Genomic DNA, 16,247 nt, shown 5'->3' on the forward strand with positions numbered 1-16,247 from the left:
CTTGCGTCTACATGCGGAGTCTCATATTTCGGACTGAATCGAGAAACCAACCCGGCGGTCCTCGTGCTATTCGATTTCAGCTTGTCGTCATACCCGTCACGACTTCTCGAGGTACTCGATCCGGTCGGAGTCCAGCGCGGCGGTCACCATGGAAGCCAGGGCGGGATGACCGTCGAGCGATGGATCGTCGTCGACGATTCCCTGGGCGAACTCCCGGGCGGATTCGAGGATGTCTCCGTGTGCCATGAGAGAAAGCAGCCGCAGGTTCGAGGTCGTGCCCGACTGCGCAGCTCCGAGGATGTCGCCTTCGCGCCTGGTCGCGAGGTCGAGCTGAGCCAGTTCGAACCCGTCGTTGGTCGCGGCCACCGCGGAGAGTCGCTCGTATGCGGGCCCGCCGGGATTGCTTCCGGTGACGAGAATGCAGAGTCCCTGGTGCTTTCCACGGCCGACACGACCACGCAGCTGATGGAGCTGACTGACACCGAACCGTTCGGCGTCGACGATCACCATCACCGTCGCGTTCGGGACGTCCACACCGACTTCGACGACCGTCGTGCAGACAAGGACGTCGATGTCACCGACGTTGAACGCGCTCATGACGACGTCTTTTTCGTCGGAAGGCAGTCGACCGTGCAGCAATCCGACTCGCAGATCGGCCAGCGGGCCGCTCGACAGCTCCTCGAAGACGTCGACCGCCGACTTGGTCTCCGGCTGCTTCTCGTCGGTGAACTGGTCTTCGCCTGCGCCCTGCTCACCGTCGCCGATCCGCGAGCACACGACATACGCCTGACGGCCGTCGGCAACGTCCTCCCGAATTCGTTCCCACGCGCGATCCACCCACTGCGGCTTCTGCTTTGCAGGCACGACGTTGCTCTTGATCGGAGTACGCCCACGCGGTAGCTCCCGCAGGGTCGATACCTCGAGATCGCCGAGCACCGTCATGGCGATGGTTCGCGGAATCGGCGTTGCCGTCATCACCAGCAGATGCGGACTCAGGCCTTCACGTGCCCGCGATCGCAACTGATCACGTTGCTCGACGCCGAAGCGGTGCTGCTCGTCGACCACGACCATCCCGAGATTGAAGAACTCGACGTTGTCCTGGATGAGCGCATGGGTACCGATGACAATCCCGGCGTCGCCGGTCACGGCTTCGAGCAGCGCTGCGCGTTTCGCGGCCACCGGTAGCGAACCGGTCAGAAGGGCGATACGGGTGGAGTGTTCGGCTGAACCGAGCTCACCACCTGCGGCCAGCGGACCCATCATCTTGCGCAGTGATCGCGCGTGCTGATTGGCGAGGACTTCGGTGGGTGCGAGCAGCGCGCACTGATAGCCCGCGTCGACGACCTGCAACATCGCGCGCAAGGCCACGATCGTCTTGCCGGACCCGACCTCGCCCTGAAGAAGCCTGCTCATCGGGTGTGGGCGGGCAAGATCGCTGGAGATCTCCGCCGCGACTGCTTGCTGTCCCTCCGTCAGCGTGAACGGGAGCATCTCCTCGAATTGATCAGCGACCCCGCCGGCAACCGCAGTGCAGGCCGGAGCTACACGCTCGGAGTTGTCGTGACGCCGCATCGCGAGGACCAACTGCAGAGACAGAGCCTCGTCGAAGCGCAGACGATCCTGTGCACGTTCGATGTCTTCCTTGGTATCGGGAAGGTGCACGGTTCGCAGAGCTTCGTCCAAGCCGATGAACCCGTGCTCGGCCCGAGTCTCGTCAGGCAGCGGCTCCTCGATCGGATCGAGTTGGTCGAGTACCTGCCGCACGCACCGCATGATTGTCCAACTCTCGACCTCGCGGGTCGCCGGGTACAGCGGGATCAATGCCCGGTCGAAGACGGAGAGATCGAGTTCTGCGCCGGGGTCCTGATTTGCGCGAGCCAGACCGGCAAGGTCGCCGGCCCCCTTGATGGATGCCAGGGGAACTACTGAATCCTCTTCGCCGACACGAGGTTCCGGGAGGATCAGGTAGCTCGGATGAGTGAGAGACCACTTCCCGCGGAAGTACTTGACCGTCCCGGAGAACATCGCCCGCACGCCGGGCTTGATGACGTGACGCACCTTCTGCGGATTGAAGAACGTGACGTCGACGGTCTGCGAATCGGTCGCGAGCGAGACCCTCAGCATCTGTCCTGGACGGTTCTTCATCTTCACGACGGCTGCCGACGCCACCCGCGCGATGATGGTGATGTGCTCGCCCTCGGGCGGCTCTTTCTCGGCAAGCTCCTTGCCTGCCGACGCGTACCGGTGTGGGTAGTGACGCAGCAAGTCCTCGACGATCCGGATCTCGAATGCCTCGTCGAGCGCGTCCGCGGTCTTCTTTCCCAGCAGCCGATCGAGTGGGTCGCCGAGCGTCGCCATCAGTTCCTCCAGCACAGTGTCGCGGTAAGCACAGGTGTTCGTATATCAGCAGTCACCGACAGACTCGGTCCGATCACTCCACGCCCAACTGGAACAGGTCACCGGGCTGATCACCCTGATACACGAGTACGTCCACACCCGGGTGGTGCGCGATCACGTGGGCCTCCAACTGTGCTGCCAGGTCGTCCGGTGCGTCGGCCCCCATGAGAAGGGTCACGAGTTCACCGCCGGATCCGAGCGCAAGATCGACCAATCGCGCACTCGACTCGGCGACATCGGGACCGATGAGCACCACCTCGTGACCCATCAACCCGATGGCGTCCCCCGGATCACACGTCCCGACGTAGGTCAGCGAGCGCTCGACGGCAATACGCAAAGATCCCCAGCGCGTCGCCGCTGCAGCCTCGGACATCGTGAAGCCGTCGTCGGCAACGTTGCGCTGGGCGTCGTGAACGGCGAGGGCGGCCAAGCCCTGCACCATCGACGACGTCGACAGCAGCAGGACCTGGTGAAGCGGATCGCGTGCAGCGGCACTGACTGCGACCAGTTCCTGAGCGGTCAAAGCTCCGTTCGGCAACACCAGGACTTCGCTTCGCTCCATCTGACGAATGCGGCCGAGCAGCTGCGCGCGTGTGACCGGCGCATCGTCGCAACGAAGAACGGTCGCGCCCTCACTCTCGAACAACGCCGACGCGCTTTCACCGGCGACGACGGCCAGAACGCCGCGTGCGCCGGCGCCCGGGAATCGCCTCTCCGCCCGTGCCACCAGCTGGTCGCGTTCGTCGACGAGAAAACTGCTGATGCGAATGCCGTGGACCTTTCCGGCCTCGAGGCCTGCTTCCACCGCCGCGCCGGCATCGCAGCAATGTACGTGCACGGACCAGCCGCCGAAGCCGTCGCTGACGATGACCGTCGAATCCCCGAGGACGGAGAGTCGCGTGCGCAGCGCCGCCATCCGATCGTCGTCGGAGTCGTCGACGAGGTACATGACCTCGAAATCCTGCTCCGAGTGATCACCACATTCGATCGGGCTCTTGTGAGCCCAATCGTGATCGAATGCACTGACATCGACCAGGGAGGTCGAGCGCAGGTCCGGTGTTCCCAGATCCTCGCGGACCTGAGACTTCCCGGTGACCACCTCGACAAAGGCGTCGAGGATCAGAACGAGACCGAATCCCCCGGCATCGACCACCCCGGCGGACGCCAGAACGTCCAGTTGCTCCGGCGTCTTGTTCAGTGCGACCGCAGCGGCGTCGGCAGCAGCGGCAACTACGGAAGCAAGGTCCTCGCCGCTCGGCGTCCTCGTATCGACGCACTCTTGCGCTGCTTCTCCCGATGCACGCAGAACTGTGACGATGGTGCCTTCAACCAGATCGGAGACAGCCCGTGAGGCCAGCGTCGTCGCCGTAGTCAGTGAGTTCGCGAAGCTGCGGCCGTCGATGTGCTCGCCTTGAACGCTCTCGGCGATACCCCGGATCACCTGGGAGAGGATCACTCCGGAATTGCCTCGGGCGCCGGAGACGGCGCCCCGAGCCAGAGCGTTGGCGACGCGGCCCGCACTGCGGACGTCGTCCTCGATCGTCTCGGCGGAATCGAGCGCGGCCCGCATCGTGAACAACAGATTGGTGCCGGTATCCGAATCAGGGATGGGAAAGACGTTGAGGCTGTTGATCTCCCCACGACGTTTCTGGAGGCTGTCGACGGCCCGGCGAGCCCAGCGCCGCAGCAGGTGTCCGTCCGCGACGGATTCTGCTTCTTCGGCGACGCCTTGTACTTCCCCCACTGACGGTTCCCCTCGACGATGGAAAGACTGACGATGAAAAAGAGATCGGTGATCGGTGCAGTCGAGGGTAGTCCGACGCTTCTGCGCAACCGTCATTACCGGGCGGTTTGGCCATTCGGGCCGGAAGCGGTTACTCTTACACGGTTGCCTCGAACGGGCTACACGAAATATTGCTGCACTTTGTTTGTTGCTGATTGACTGTTTTCACGTTCGGCTGCACAGTGAGCGGTCAAGGATCGGTTCGAAGTCGAGTATATTCGGATTGTAATTCTGGCTGCCCTACCGTGTAGGGTAACCACTTCAATATTCATTTCTAACAAGGAGTTCGCGACTATGGCTGCCGTCTGCGACGTATGCGCCAAGGGGCCCGGCTTCGGTAAGTCGGTCTCGCACTCGCACCGGCGTACCAATCGTCGCTGGAACCCGAACATTCAGTCTGTTCGTACCGAGGTTGCCCCGGGTAACACCCGTAAGGTCAACGTGTGCACCTCCTGCCTGAAGGCAGGCAAGGTCGCTCGGGGCTGATTGCCCGAGCACAAACTATTGCAGGCTCTGCCCCCGTCACTTCGGTGACGGGGGCAGAGCTGTATCTATGTGGCTGTATCTATATGTCCCCGTGTTTCGTATGGCTGTCAGACACCCGTAATGTGCGTTGAGTGACTTCTATCGATGACCTGAGCAAGGTGACCCTCGACGAGGGCGTACTCCGCATCACCATTTCCACCGCCGCCAACGGCACCTCCCTCGACGACGAAGGACTGGTTCAGGGCGCGCAGGCGCTCGAGACAGTCGGAAACGACATCGGGAGCATCCTGCTGGTCGGCGAAGGCGCAAACTTCTGTGCCGGAGGCAACGTCCGTGCGTTCGCCGCAGCCCCCGACCGCGGCGAGTACGTGGCCGAAGTTGCCCGCGTCTTCCACGTGTTCGTTCGCGCGCTCGACGCCGCGACCGCCCCAGTGGTGGCCGGGGTCCACGGATGGGCTGCCGGCGCCGGAATGAGCCTGGTCTGCCTCGCCGACGTCGCAATCGGCGGCACCGGCACCAAGCTTCGTCCCGCCTACCCCTCCATCGGTTTCACCCCGGATGGCGGAATGTCATGGACGCTCCCCCGCATCGTCGGCGTGGCACGCGCTCGCGAAATTCTTCTCAACGATTCGGTGATCGGTGGCGACGAAGCCGTCCGGCTGGGGATCCTCACCCGACTCGTCGGCGACGACGAGGTTCAGGAAGAGGCAGCGCGCCTCGCCCGCGCCTTGGCCAACGGACCGAGCACGTCGTACTCGGGAATCAAAGCGCTGCTGCGTTCGTCGCGGACGAACTCGCTTGCCGAGCAACTCGACGCCGAAGCCGCGTCCATCGCCCTCGCAGCGAACAGCCCCGTCGGCCGCGAGGGTGTCGACGCGTTCGTCGACAAGCGTCGCCCCGATTTCACGTCCGCAAAGCAGGCGTAATCGAATTGCCGTGCCGAACGTCGCGTCACGACATTCGGCACGGCAGTTCGTTCAGACGCAGTTCGTTCAGCCCAGATTCCAGTCGACCGGATCAGCTCCGAGTCCGGTCAAGAGCTCGTTCGCACGACTGAACGGACGCGAACCGAAGAAACCGCGCGAAGCCGAAAGTGGTGACGGATGCGCGGATTCGATGATCGGTGTGTCGCCGAGCATCGGCGCGAGAGTAGCCGCGTCGCGACCCCACAAGATCGCGACCATCGGTGACGATCGCGCGACCAGAGCGCGAATGGCCTGCTCGGTCACCGGTTCCCAGCCCTTCTTACGATGCGAAGCGGCTTGACCCGGCTGCACGGTGAGAACGCGATTGAGAAGCAGCACACCTTGTTTCGACCACGGAGTCAGATCGCCGTTCGACGGTATCGGCAATCCGAGATCCTGGTGATATTCCTTGTAGATGTTGCCGAGGCTTCGCGGAACCGGCCGCACGTCCGGGGCGACCGAAAAGCTCAACCCGACAGCATGACCGGGCGTCGGGTAGGGGTCTTGACCGACGATGAGCACTCGAACGTCTTCGAACGGATTCGTGAACGCACGCAAGACGTTCTCCCCCGCCGGCAGATACTCTCGCCCCGCAGCGATCTCTTCACGCAAGAACGTGCCCATCGCGGAGATCTGCTCCGACACCGGTTCGAGTGCCCGCGCCCACCCTGGATCGACGATCTCTGCAAGCGGCGCCATCAGTCGAGCCTGCGCAACGCGTCGCGGTAGTACGCCGCATTGGCTGCGTACATCTTGACGTTGCCGTCGAGGTGACCGAGCGGAACCTCGTATCCCGCACGGACCTTGGCGGGCACACCGAGCGCCATGCTGCGCGGCGGAACCTGCATCTTGTTAGCCACCACGGCACCAGCGGCGACGATCGACCCCGTACCGATCACCGTTCCGTTGAGGACCACGGACCCCGATGCGATCAAGCAGTTGTCTTCGATGGTCGAACCTTCGATGTGTGCGTTGTGGCCCACGACGCAGCCCGAACCGATGACGGTCGCATCGATTGCAGTGCAGTGGATGACGGTTCCGTCCTGGATATTCGATCCGAGACCGACCGAAATGGTTCCGTAGTCACCACGCAACACCGCTTGCGGCCAGATCGAGGTGCCCGCCGCGAGAGTCACGGCGCCGATCACCACCGCGTCCGGGTGGACGTATGCGTCCGGATGTATGTCCGGAACTCTGTCTCCAAGTGCATATACAGCCATGAAAGCAACCTATACCGCAGTGGTGCCGGTGGTCGAAAAGCTGTGCCAACCCCCACCGCTCTCGCGAAGAGAACCGTCGACGGAGACACCGGAACCTGCGACGACCTCACCGATCACAGTCCATCCCGACGGAATCTCGACCTCCGGTCCGAAAGTTGCTGCAAATCCGTGATCTTCACCACCGGACAAGATCCAGTGCAGCGGATCGACATCGAGCGCCTCGGCCGCCGACGAGACGTCTGCTGAGGTGGGAACCGCGGCCGACACGATGTCGCACCGTACGTGTGATGCCTCTGCGAGATGTCGAAGGTCCGCGATCAATCCGTCGGAGACGTCCGTCATCGAGTGTGCTGATTCTGCGGCGTCCCATGCCGATTGATACGGCGGATTCGGAACACGATGAGAGGCAAGTAAATCTGGAAAACTGCCGGTTTCGTCCAGCAGTTCGGTTTCGTCGAGCAGTAGTGCCAATCCCGCTGCCGAGCAACCGAACAGCCCGGCGACAGCGATCTTGTCACCGACCTTTGCACCCGAACGGAGAACTGCCTGACGGCCACCGAGATCGCCGAGCACAGTCACCGACACGACGATCACCGGTGACTGGACCAGGTCACCGCCGACCACACCGGCCCCCAGATCTGTTGCCGCGTCCCAGATCCCGGCCGAGATTCCGTCGATCACGTCGACGGGAGTCGAGGGCGGGCACCCCAGCGACACCGTGAATGCCGTCGGCCTGGCTCCCATCGAAACCACATCAGCGGCGTTCTGGGCCACCGCCTTGCGGCCGATGTCCCGTGGCGAAGACCAGTCCACTCGGAAATGCCGACCTTCGACCAACATGTCGGACGAGACAACCACGCGGCCGTCACCGGACGTCACGATCGCGGCATCGTCACCCGGCCCCAATTCGGTGGTGACCGGTTGGATTCGGCCGACCAGAGATCGCGCGATCACGTCGAACTCCCCCACCTGCTCGACAGTGGGCTGTGATTCGAACTCCGATGATGCAGTGGACTCCGATGATGCGGTGAACTCCGATGATGCGATGAGTGTCTCCAATGCCGACGCAATTCGCTCGTAAGCGGCCTGCGGTACCTTCTAGCTGTGGTCGTGAACGCTTCTGCAAGCTCACGCGTGTGTCGGCAATCCTACCGATTCACCGACGTGTCCTCAGAAGTGACAAGACCGCTCATCGACTGGACCAGGACCCGAGCGAAGAACAGAGCATGGCAGACAACACTTCCACCGCAGACAACGCCGACATCGACCCCGACGGCGAGGACGATCCGACCGAGCGCCGCAGCCCGGCGCTGATCGCCACTGCCATCGCACTGCCGGTAGCCCTGATCGTCGGAGTGGTGATCGCAGCCGTTGTCGCGGGCAATAATCCTGAACTCTCGCCGGTAGCGCTGGGACCCGTACCGGCGCCGGCAGCCGAGTCGGAGGCCTGCGTTTCTCTCCTCGGCGCGCTTCCCGACAAGATCGACGACTTCACGAAAGCCGAGTTGGTGGAACCTGCCCCGGCCGGAGCAGCCGCGTGGCAGCGCAGCGAAGGTGAGCCGATCGTCTTGCGCTGCGGGCTCGATCGTCCGACCGAGTTCGACCAGGCGGCCGCGCTCCAGGTCGTGAACGGCGTCCAGTGGTTCCAGGTCTCGGGAACCGACATCGGTCTGGCGGCCAGCACCTGGTTTGCCGTCGACCGTGGTGAGTACATCGGCATCACGGTTCCCGACGGGACCGGCCCGACGCCGATTCAGGAGATTTCCGACACCATCACGGCGACTCTGGAGCAGAAGCCTCTCGACCCGGCGCCGGTCGCGGTTCCCTGATCAGCGAAGCCCGGTGCCGCGAGCGACAGCTGTGTCGATCAGCGTCGAAATCAAAGTGCGGTAATCGATTCCGGTAGCGTTCCACATCTTCGGGTACATCGAGATGGAGGTGAACCCCGGCATCGTGTTGATCTCGTTGATCACCGGGCCGTTCTCGGTCACGAAGAAATCGACCCGCGAGAGTCCCTGGCAATCGAGTGCCTTGAACGCACGGACGGCCAGCTCTCGAATCTGGTCGCTCACCGACTCGTCGAGTAACGCGGGGATGTCGAATTCGCAGACGTCGTCGAGGTACTTGGTGTCGAAGTCGTAGAACGCGTCCGAATCGGCGTCGGAATCCGGCATCCGGATCTCGGCGACCACGCTCGCTTTGACGTCACCGTTCGGGAATTCGAGGACGCCGCATTCCACCTCACGGCCGATGATCGCGCCTTCGACGATCACCTTGGGATCGTGCAGGCGTGCATGAGCGATTGCCCCGTCCAGCCCCTCCCAATCGCTCACCCGCGTGATCCCGATGGACGAACCACCTCGAGCGGGCTTCACGAACACCGGAAGGCCCAACTCCGCCTTCTGCTCTTCGGTCAGCGTTGCGATTCCCGGTCGAAGCACGACCTGCACTCCGACGGGAAGTCCTTCAGCGGCAAGAAGCTTCTTCGTGAACTCCTTGTCCATGCCTGCTGCGCTGGCCAGGACTCCGGGTCCGACGTACGGAACCCCGGCAAGTTCGAGCAGACCTTGAATGGTGCCGTCTTCGCCGTAAGCGCCGTGTAGGACCGGGAACACGACGTCGACCGATGCGAGCACAGCCCCGGCGTCCGAGCCGTCGAAGGAGATGACCTCGCCCCCGCGGGTGGGGTCCGCGCTGAGGACCACCGAGGTTCCGTCCTTGTCGACCGACGGCAGCGCTCGCCCACTGATCGCCAGGGAGCTGGGGTCGCTCGAACCGAGCACCCAGGAACCGTCGACGGTGATGCCGATCGGTACGACGTCGTACCGATCGGGGTCGAGGTTGCTCAGGACGCTTCCGGCGGAAACACAGGACACTGAATGCTCATTGCTCCGGCCACCGAAGATAACGGCCACGCGGGTACGGCTGCTGTTCACGCGTCAAACCGTACCGCCGAATCGACTTCGGCACGCGATCGGGCCGGACCGGAAATCATCGACGTGGTCCGTCTACACGTCGAGTGCGCGCTCGATATCGGCCAGGAGATCGGTGGTGTCCTCGATGCCACAAGCGATTCGGACAAAACCCGCACTGACCGGATCGCCCCAGCGCGCTCGGCGATCCGCCGTCGTGTGGATCCCGCCGAAGCTGGTGGCAGCCGTGACGAGAGCACTCGCGTCGACGAACGAGTGGAACGCCTGAGCTGAATCCAACTCGACGCTCACCAATCCGCCGAATCGATTCATCTGACCGGATGCCGTTGCGAAGGACGGGTCACCGCGAAGGCCGGGGTAACGAACGGACCGGACTGCTTTGTGACCTACCAACATCTCGGCCAGCGCAAGCGCGTTGTCGCACTGACGCCCGAATCGCAGTCCTGCCGTGCCGAGACTCCGGTGCGCGAGCCACGTCTCGAAGGGTCCGAGCACCGTTCCCGAGAGGAGTCGCTCGCGCTCGATTCGCTGACCGACCGCCGCATCGGAGGTAGCGACGTAACCCATCAGGAGGTCACTGTGCCCGCTGAGGGCCTTGGTGCCGCTGGCCACCACGATGTCGGCACCCAATTCGAGCGGGCGCTGGCCCAGCGGTGTTGCAGTCGTGTTGTCGACGATCAGGAGTGCACCCGAACGGTGGCACACGTCGGCGAGCACGCGAAGGTCGACCACGTCCAGCACCGGGTTGGACGGCGTCTCGGCGACGACGACTACGCGGCCCGGCGACGCCTCGATCAGATCCGCGAAGCTCGCGTCACCCATCTGCAGGGTCGAGACCTCCCGAACGGTGATCCCCAACGGCGCCAACCGTTCGTTCGCGTACAACCGCACCTGGTAGTACCCGTCCGAGGGCACGACGACGGTATCCCCGGTGACGAGCACGCTGCGCAAGGTCGCGGTGATCGCGGACATTCCCGAACCCATGACGAGTGCGTGGTCCGCTCCCTCGAGCGCCGCGAGCGCAGATTCGAGTCCGCGCCAACCCGGGTTCGATGCCCGAGCGTAGGTATCGGATTCGGAACCTTCGTCGGCCGAAAGTTGGTACGGCGCAGCGAATATCGGGCCGAGTTGCATCGGCTGACCTGCCGCGTGTTCCCGCGCTACCGCGCTGACGCTGCGCGTCGAATCCCCGTAACCCTCGAAGTGACTCACACCGATTTCGCTCATTCCGGCTTGGTCCGGCGTCCGAGCAACTGACCGATTGCATCGCTGACGGCCATACCTTCGTGGCACACCCGATGGACGGCGTCGGTCAACGGCATCTCGACGTCGTATCCGGCAGCGAGTGCGCGCACCGACGTGCACGACTTCACGCCCTCGGCGACCTGCCCGTTTGTCGCCTTCTGCGCCGACTCCATCGACCCGCCCCGTCCGAGCCGCTCGCCGAACGTCCGGTTTCGCGACAGCTCGGAGGTGCAGGTCGCAACCAGGTCCCCGACTCCCGCCAGACCGGCAAGTGTCGATGCCTTGGCACCGAGCGCAACGCCGAGACGAATCGTCTCGGCGAGCCCACGGGTGATGATGCTGGCAACGGTGTTGTCGCCGAACCCACTACCGGCGGCCATGCCGCAGGCCAGTGCGATCACGTTCTTGCACGCACCACCGATCTCACAACCGATGACGTCGGAATTGGTGTACGGCCTGAAATAGCCGGTAGCGCAAGCATCCTGGAGAGCGAGGGCACGCGAGGAATCCGAGCAGGCGATCACCGTCGCCGCGGGCTGCCCGCTGGCGATCTCGTGTGCAAGATTCGGACCCGAGAGCACTGCGACGCGCCCGGGTTCCACGCCGGTCACCGACACGATGACCTGGCTCATGCGCATGAGCGTCCCGGTCTCGATCCCCTTGGCCAGACTCAGCAGAGTCGCATCGGGTCCGATCGAGCCCTTCCACTGCTCCAGGTTTCCCCGTAGCGACTGCGAGGGAACCGCCAGCACGATGAAGTCCGCGCCTGCCATCGCCTCCTCGTGGTGGTGGGTCGCGCGAATCGACGAAGGCAAAGCAATGCCTGGCAGATAGTCGCTGTTCTCGTGCGTGGTGTCGATGCGCTTGGCGACCTCTTCACGCCTGGCCCACATCGTCACGTCGGTTCCGGCCTCGGCCATCACCTTCGCCAACGCCGTTCCCCACGAACCTGCGCCCAGTACAGCTGCCTTACTCACACGCTCACCCCGTCTACCCGGCGAAGCGGGTCGCCGCCAGAAAAATCGTCTGCACAGAGTATCGCCTGTAGCTCGCTGCGGTGGGCAGCCGCGGACACCAAGCGCGATGACTGGCAAGATCGAGGAATGGACAGCGCGGAACCCCCGTACCCACACGTCGTGGAGACGCCGCATGCGCACGCGGAGATCGAACGCCCCATGCATGCGATAGTTGCCGTCAAGTCCTTGAGATCGGCCAAGTCTCGCCTCGCGGACGAACTCGACTCGGACGCGCGTGCGGACCTCGTGTTGGCAATGCTTCACGACACCCTGTCCACTGTTGCCGCCGTCTCGGCTATCGACAGCGTCACAGTGGTCACCCCCGACCCGACGGTCGCCGCTCTGGCGTATTCCGCCGGCGTCACCGTCTATGCCGATCCAGCTCCCGACGCCGCACGAACCAACGGCGCCACACCACGCACGGAGGAAACCCTCAACGCCGCGTTGAGCGCAGCGGCCGCCGATATCCGGGCCAAGCGCGGAGTGGTCGACCTCGTTGTGCTGCAAGCCGACTTGCCCGCTATGCAACCGAGTGAGTTGTCGGAGGCTGTGGTCGCGGCCCGAAGCGGCGGGCGTTCCGTCGTCGTCGATCACCACGGCACCGGCACCTCGGCACTCTTTGCGTGTGGCGAGAGCTCACTCGACCCTCTATTCGGCCCGGAATCCGCACGCGGACATACCAATTCAGGTGCACGACGACTGACCGGCCAGTGGCCGGGACTGCGGACCGACGTCGACACTCATGCCGACCTCGACACTGTGCGAGCACTGGGAGTAGGCCCAGCCACACTGGCTTCGTTGACCAGACTCAAGGCCGCGCCGTCGAACAGTCGATGAATTTTCTTTCATCGATTGTCGGACCGCGCGATTGTGGGGGATGATCGACGAGTGAGCAATGGCGAAGCACTCGAAAACCGTATTTCCGAAGACCAGTCGGACGGAGACCACAGCTCCGACCGACACGAGAACGGCGTGGCCGCCTCGACTCGATCTCAGGCCGTCGCGACTGCCACCAACATCCCGGGCGCTCCCCCTGCAGCTACCAAGGCAGAGCTACCCGAACTGCTCGTCGGACTCCCCGAGGATCGTTACCTCAACCGCGAACTCAGCTGGCTCGATTTCAATGCGCGCGTTCTCGCATTGGCCGCCGACGAGTCACTGCCGTTGCTCGAACGCGCAAAGTTCCTCGCCATCTTCGCTTCCAATCTCGACGAATTTTTCATGGTCCGGGTCGCCGGACTCAAGCGCCGCGACGAGACGGGCCTGTCGGTCAGGTCTGCTGACGGACTCTCCCCACGCGAACAATTGGCGCTCATCGCGCGCCGCACCCAGGAACTCGCCGACAAGCACGCACACGTGTTTCTCGACTCGGTCCGCCCCGCGCTGGCGGCAGAAGGCATTTCGATCGTTCGGTGGGCCGATCTCAGCGCCGACGATCACGGCCGACTATCGGCGCATTTCCACGAGCAGGTCTTCCCGGTACTGACGCCGCTGGCGGTCGATCACGCCCACCCGTTCCCCTACATCAGCGGACTGAGCCTCAATCTCGCCGTCACCGTGAAGGACTCCGTCACCCGCGGCGAACACTTCGCTCGCGTCAAGGTCCCGGACAACGTCGGCCGGTTCGTGCGAGTCAAGAGCACGACGTCTTCGTCGACCATCGACTCGTTCCTCCCGATGGAAGAACTGATTTCGGCTCATCTGGACGTACTGTTCCCCGGAATGGAAATCGTCGAACATCACGCTTTCCGAATCACGCGCAACGCCGATTTCGAGGTCGAAGAGGATCGCGACGAGGATCTGTTGCAGGCCCTCGAACGTGAATTGGCGCGTCGCCGTTTCGGTTCGCCCGTCCGACTCGAAGTCGCGGACGACATGACCGAGCACATGCTCGAACTGCTTCTGCGTGAACTCGACGTCGACCCGGCCGACGTGATCGAGGTGTCCGGTCTCCTCGACTTGTCCTGCCTCTGGCAGGTTTACGCCGTCGACCGCCCGGCACTCAAGGACGCTCCGTTCGTCCCGGCGACGCATCCGGCGTTCGGCGAGCGCGAGACGCCGAAGAGTGTGTTCTCGACCCTGCGCGACGGCGACGTGCTCGTCCACCATCCTTACGACTCGTTCTCCACCAGCGTTCAGCGCTTCATCGAACAAGCCGCCGCCGACCCGCAGGTGCTCGCGATCAAGCAGACCCTGTACCGCACTTCCGGCGACTCCCCCATCGTCAACGCACTGATCGACGCCGCCGAGGCCGGCAAGCAAGTTGTTGCCCTCGTGGAGATCAAGGCGCGCTTCGACGAGCAGGCCAACATCAAGTGGGCACGCAAACTCGAGCAGGCCGGCGTTCACGTCGTCTACGGTCTCGTCGGTCTCAAGACTCACTGCAAGACGTGCCTCGTCGTCAGGCGTGAGGGGTCGACCATTCGCCGTTACTGCCACATCGGCACCGGCAACTACAACCCGAAGACCGCGCGCATGTACGAGGACGTCGGATTGCTCACCGCAGCACCGGAGATCGGCGCGGACCTCACCGACCTCTTCAACTCGCTGACCGGATACTCCCGTAAGACGAGTTACCGCAACCTTCTCGTCGCGCCGTACGGGGTTCGCCGCGGGATCATCGAGCGGATCGACAACGAGATCGCTCACAAGCTCGCGGGCCGCGATGCCGGTATCCGATTGAAAGCCAACGCATTGGTGGACGAGCAGGTCATCGACGCGTTGTACCGCGCTTCCAAGGCCGGTATCCCCGTAGAGATCGTGGTCCGCGGAATATGCGCGCTCAAGCCGGGCGTTCCGGGCCTCAGCGAAAACATCGAAGTACGTTCCATTCTCGGCCGGTTCCTCGAACACTCGCGAATGTTCCATTTCCGCTCTGCCGACGAATTCTGGATCGGCAGCGCAGACATGATGCACCGCAACCTCGATCGCCGCGTCGAGGTCATGGTGCAGGTCAAGGATCCGAAACTGTCGAAGCAACTCGGTGACATCTTCGATTCCGCGCTCGATCCCCGAACTCGCTGCTGGGTACTGCATCCGGACGGCAGTTGGGTAGCTGCCCCCGAACGCGGCGAGGACGTACGTGAGCATCAGCAGTCGTTGATGCGCAGCCGCACCTCCAGCGGGTCTTGACGGGCTCGGATCACACAATGAGCGACAAGCCGGTCAAAGCCAACATCTTTGCCGCAGGCGCGGTTCTGTGGCGGAAGGCTCCTGAGGATCCTTCCGCCATCGAGATCGCCGTCGTACATCGACCGAAGTACGACGACTGGTCATTCCCCAAAGGGAAACTCGACCCCGGCGAGACCTTCCTGACCGCGGCGGTTCGCGAGGTGCGCGAAGAGACCTCGATCACCGGACGTTTCGGCAGGCACCTCGGTGGCGTGACATACCCGATCCCGGGGCATCGCAAACTCAAGCGGGTCGAATACTGGTCGGCAGAAGCAGTCGACGGAGATTTCGGACCGAATAACGAAGTGGATGTTCTTTATTGGCTTCCGGTCGCCGAGGTCGCCGATCATCTTTCGTACCCGATGGATCGAATGATTCTTCGCCGCTTCGTTTCCATTCGGCCGGACACCAAAACGGTATTACTCGTCCGCCACGCAAAAGCCGGAAGCCGGAAGCGATACAAGGGCGACGACAATCTGCGTCCACTCGACGCCAAGGGCAAAGAGCAATCGGCCGCGTTGGTCGAGCAGCTGAAAATCTTCGGCGCCGATTCCGTTTTCGCGGCCGACCGTACTCGCTGCATCGACACGGTGATGCCGTTGGCAGAGGCATTGGGTGTCGAGATTTCTACGGAACCTCTTCTGACCGAAGAAGGTTATGCGGCCGATCCCGATGCCGCTCGGGCCCGTGCGTTGCAGATCGCCGCGCTGGAGGGCACACCCGTGATCTGCAGCCAAGGAGGCGTCATTCCCGATCTGATGCGCTGGTGGGCCGATACGGCCGGCGTAACACTGCCCTCTGCACGCAACCGTAAGGCGAGCACCTGGGTGCTCTCGTTCCTCGACGGCCGTCTTGTCGCGGCCGATCACCTCGACAGCCCGCTCCCCAAAGTCGCCAACTCCTGAGGGATTTGGGCAATCGGAGCCTGGGACCGATTCGGTAGTTTTGCAAAGCATTGAAACACAGGAGAATTCAGACTTCTCCGAGACAGCAAAAAGAGGTGCAGCCTCGGATTGAATCCGCGGCTGCAC

At 63.4% G+C, this 16,247-nt stretch carries 14 protein-coding genes; 6 read left to right on the forward strand and 8 right to left on the reverse strand.

Annotation, left to right across the window (positions count from 1 at the left end; all coding sequences use genetic code 11):
- Nucleotides 1–96: 96 nt before the first annotated feature.
- Entirely contained in the window at nt 97–2,358 is a 2,262-nt protein-coding gene (gene recG / locus ACFT1A_RS27395) for an ATP-dependent DNA helicase RecG (RefSeq protein ID WP_378449574.1), read from the reverse strand.
- 73 nt (nt 2,359–2,431) lie between these two features.
- A complete protein-coding gene (locus ACFT1A_RS27400; RefSeq protein WP_378449562.1) occupies nt 2,432–4,141 on the reverse strand; it encodes a DAK2 domain-containing protein in 1,710 nt (569 codons plus the stop codon).
- A gap of 333 nt (nt 4,142–4,474) precedes the next feature.
- On the opposite strand from ACFT1A_RS27400, the gene rpmB reads away from it, so the two are divergent.
- Complete coding sequence (gene rpmB / locus ACFT1A_RS27405) at nt 4,475–4,666, forward strand: 50S ribosomal protein L28 (RefSeq protein ID WP_003942669.1); 192 nt, start codon at nt 4,475–4,477, stop codon at nt 4,664–4,666.
- Between the two features lie 131 nt (nt 4,667–4,797).
- Nucleotides 4,798–5,592, forward strand: coding sequence for an enoyl-CoA hydratase-related protein (locus ACFT1A_RS27410; protein WP_378449563.1), 795 nt, complete (start codon nt 4,798–4,800; stop codon nt 5,590–5,592).
- 66 nt (nt 5,593–5,658) lie between these two features.
- Here ACFT1A_RS27410 and ACFT1A_RS27415 read toward each other — a convergent pair whose 3' ends face one another.
- From ACFT1A_RS27415 to ACFT1A_RS27425, 3 genes are read right to left on the reverse strand one after another with little or no spacing between them, the layout of a single operon-like run.
- The gene (locus ACFT1A_RS27415; RefSeq protein ID WP_378449564.1) at nt 5,659–6,330 is read right to left on the reverse strand and encodes a uracil-DNA glycosylase; all 672 of its coding nucleotides are present in this window, start codon (nt 6,328–6,330) and stop codon (nt 5,659–5,661) included.
- Complete coding sequence (locus ACFT1A_RS27420) at nt 6,330–6,851, reverse strand: gamma carbonic anhydrase family protein (RefSeq protein ID WP_378449565.1); 522 nt, start codon at nt 6,849–6,851, stop codon at nt 6,330–6,332. Before ACFT1A_RS27420 ends, ACFT1A_RS27415 begins: the two co-directional genes overlap by 1 nt.
- Nucleotides 6,852–6,860: 9 nt before the next feature.
- Nucleotides 6,861–7,910, reverse strand: a complete 1,050-nt coding sequence (locus tag ACFT1A_RS27425; protein ID WP_378449566.1) for a thiamine-phosphate kinase — start codon at nt 7,908–7,910, stop codon at nt 6,861–6,863.
- A gap of 77 nt (nt 7,911–7,987) precedes the next feature.
- Here ACFT1A_RS27425 and ACFT1A_RS27430 point away from each other — a divergent pair, with 77 nt between their 5' ends.
- Nucleotides 7,988–8,680, forward strand: coding sequence for a DUF3515 domain-containing protein (locus ACFT1A_RS27430; protein WP_378449567.1), 693 nt, complete (start codon nt 7,988–7,990; stop codon nt 8,678–8,680).
- Here ACFT1A_RS27430 and ACFT1A_RS27435 read toward each other — a convergent pair whose 3' ends face one another.
- The 3 genes from ACFT1A_RS27435 to ACFT1A_RS27445 form a co-directional block, all read right to left on the reverse strand.
- Nucleotides 8,681–9,787 (reverse strand): D-alanine--D-alanine ligase family protein, encoded by a 1,107-nt coding sequence (locus ACFT1A_RS27435; RefSeq protein WP_378449568.1) that lies wholly within the window; start codon nt 9,785–9,787, stop codon nt 8,681–8,683. It abuts the gene before it with no gap.
- Nucleotides 9,788–9,859: 72 nt separating this feature from the next.
- Complete coding sequence (locus ACFT1A_RS27440; RefSeq protein WP_378449569.1) at nt 9,860–11,011, reverse strand: cystathionine gamma-lyase; 1,152 nt, start codon at nt 11,009–11,011, stop codon at nt 9,860–9,862.
- A complete protein-coding gene (locus ACFT1A_RS27445) occupies nt 11,008–12,006 on the reverse strand; it encodes an NAD(P)H-dependent glycerol-3-phosphate dehydrogenase (RefSeq protein WP_019747941.1) in 999 nt (332 codons plus the stop codon). The genes ACFT1A_RS27440 and ACFT1A_RS27445 overlap by 4 nt, the downstream gene beginning before the upstream one ends.
- Nucleotides 12,007–12,132: 126 nt before the next feature.
- Here ACFT1A_RS27445 and cofC point away from each other — a divergent pair, with 126 nt between their 5' ends.
- The 3 genes from cofC to ACFT1A_RS27460 all read left to right on the forward strand — a co-directional run bounded on the left by cofC (nt 12,133) and on the right by ACFT1A_RS27460 (nt 16,121).
- Entirely contained in the window at nt 12,133–12,882 is a 750-nt protein-coding gene (gene cofC / locus ACFT1A_RS27450; RefSeq protein ID WP_378449570.1) for a 2-phospho-L-lactate guanylyltransferase, read from the forward strand.
- A 135-nt stretch (nt 12,883–13,017) separates the two neighbouring features.
- Entirely contained in the window at nt 13,018–15,177 is a 2,160-nt protein-coding gene (locus ACFT1A_RS27455) for an RNA degradosome polyphosphate kinase (protein ID WP_378449575.1), read from the forward strand.
- Nucleotides 15,178–15,194: 17 nt separating this feature from the next.
- Nucleotides 15,195–16,121 carry a bifunctional NUDIX hydrolase/histidine phosphatase family protein gene (locus ACFT1A_RS27460; RefSeq protein WP_378449571.1) on the forward strand — a complete coding sequence of 309 codons (927 nt, stop codon included), beginning with the start codon at nt 15,195–15,197 and terminating at the stop codon, nt 16,119–16,121.
- The last annotated feature ends 126 nt before the right edge of the window (nt 16,122–16,247 follow it).

Origin of the sequence: Rhodococcus sp. NPDC057135 (genome assembly GCF_042670865.1) — a bacterium.
Taxonomy (GTDB): domain Bacteria; phylum Actinomycetota; class Actinomycetes; order Mycobacteriales; family Mycobacteriaceae; genus Rhodococcus_F.

What these genes read in the sequence shown, in the direction of transcription:
- recG (WP_378449574.1), bottom strand. Translation starts at nt 2,358, where the DNA reads ATGGCGACGCTCGGCGACCCACTCGATCGGCTGCTGGGAAAGAAGACC.
- rpmB (WP_003942669.1), top strand. Translation starts at nt 4,475, where the DNA reads ATGGCTGCCGTCTGCGACGTATGCGCCAAGGGGCCCGGCTTCGGTAAG.
- ACFT1A_RS27415 (WP_378449564.1), bottom strand. Translation starts at nt 6,330, where the DNA reads ATGGCGCCGCTTGCAGAGATCGTCGATCCAGGGTGGGCGCGGGCACTC.
- ACFT1A_RS27420 (WP_378449565.1), bottom strand. Translation starts at nt 6,851, where the DNA reads ATGGCTGTATATGCACTTGGAGACAGAGTTCCGGACATACATCCGGAC.
- ACFT1A_RS27440 (WP_378449569.1), bottom strand. Translation starts at nt 11,011, where the DNA reads ATGAGCGAAATCGGTGTGAGTCACTTCGAGGGTTACGGGGATTCGACG.
- cofC (WP_378449570.1), top strand. Translation starts at nt 12,133, where the DNA reads ATGGACAGCGCGGAACCCCCGTACCCACACGTCGTGGAGACGCCGCAT.
- ACFT1A_RS27460 (WP_378449571.1), top strand. Translation starts at nt 15,195, where the DNA reads ATGAGCGACAAGCCGGTCAAAGCCAACATCTTTGCCGCAGGCGCGGTT.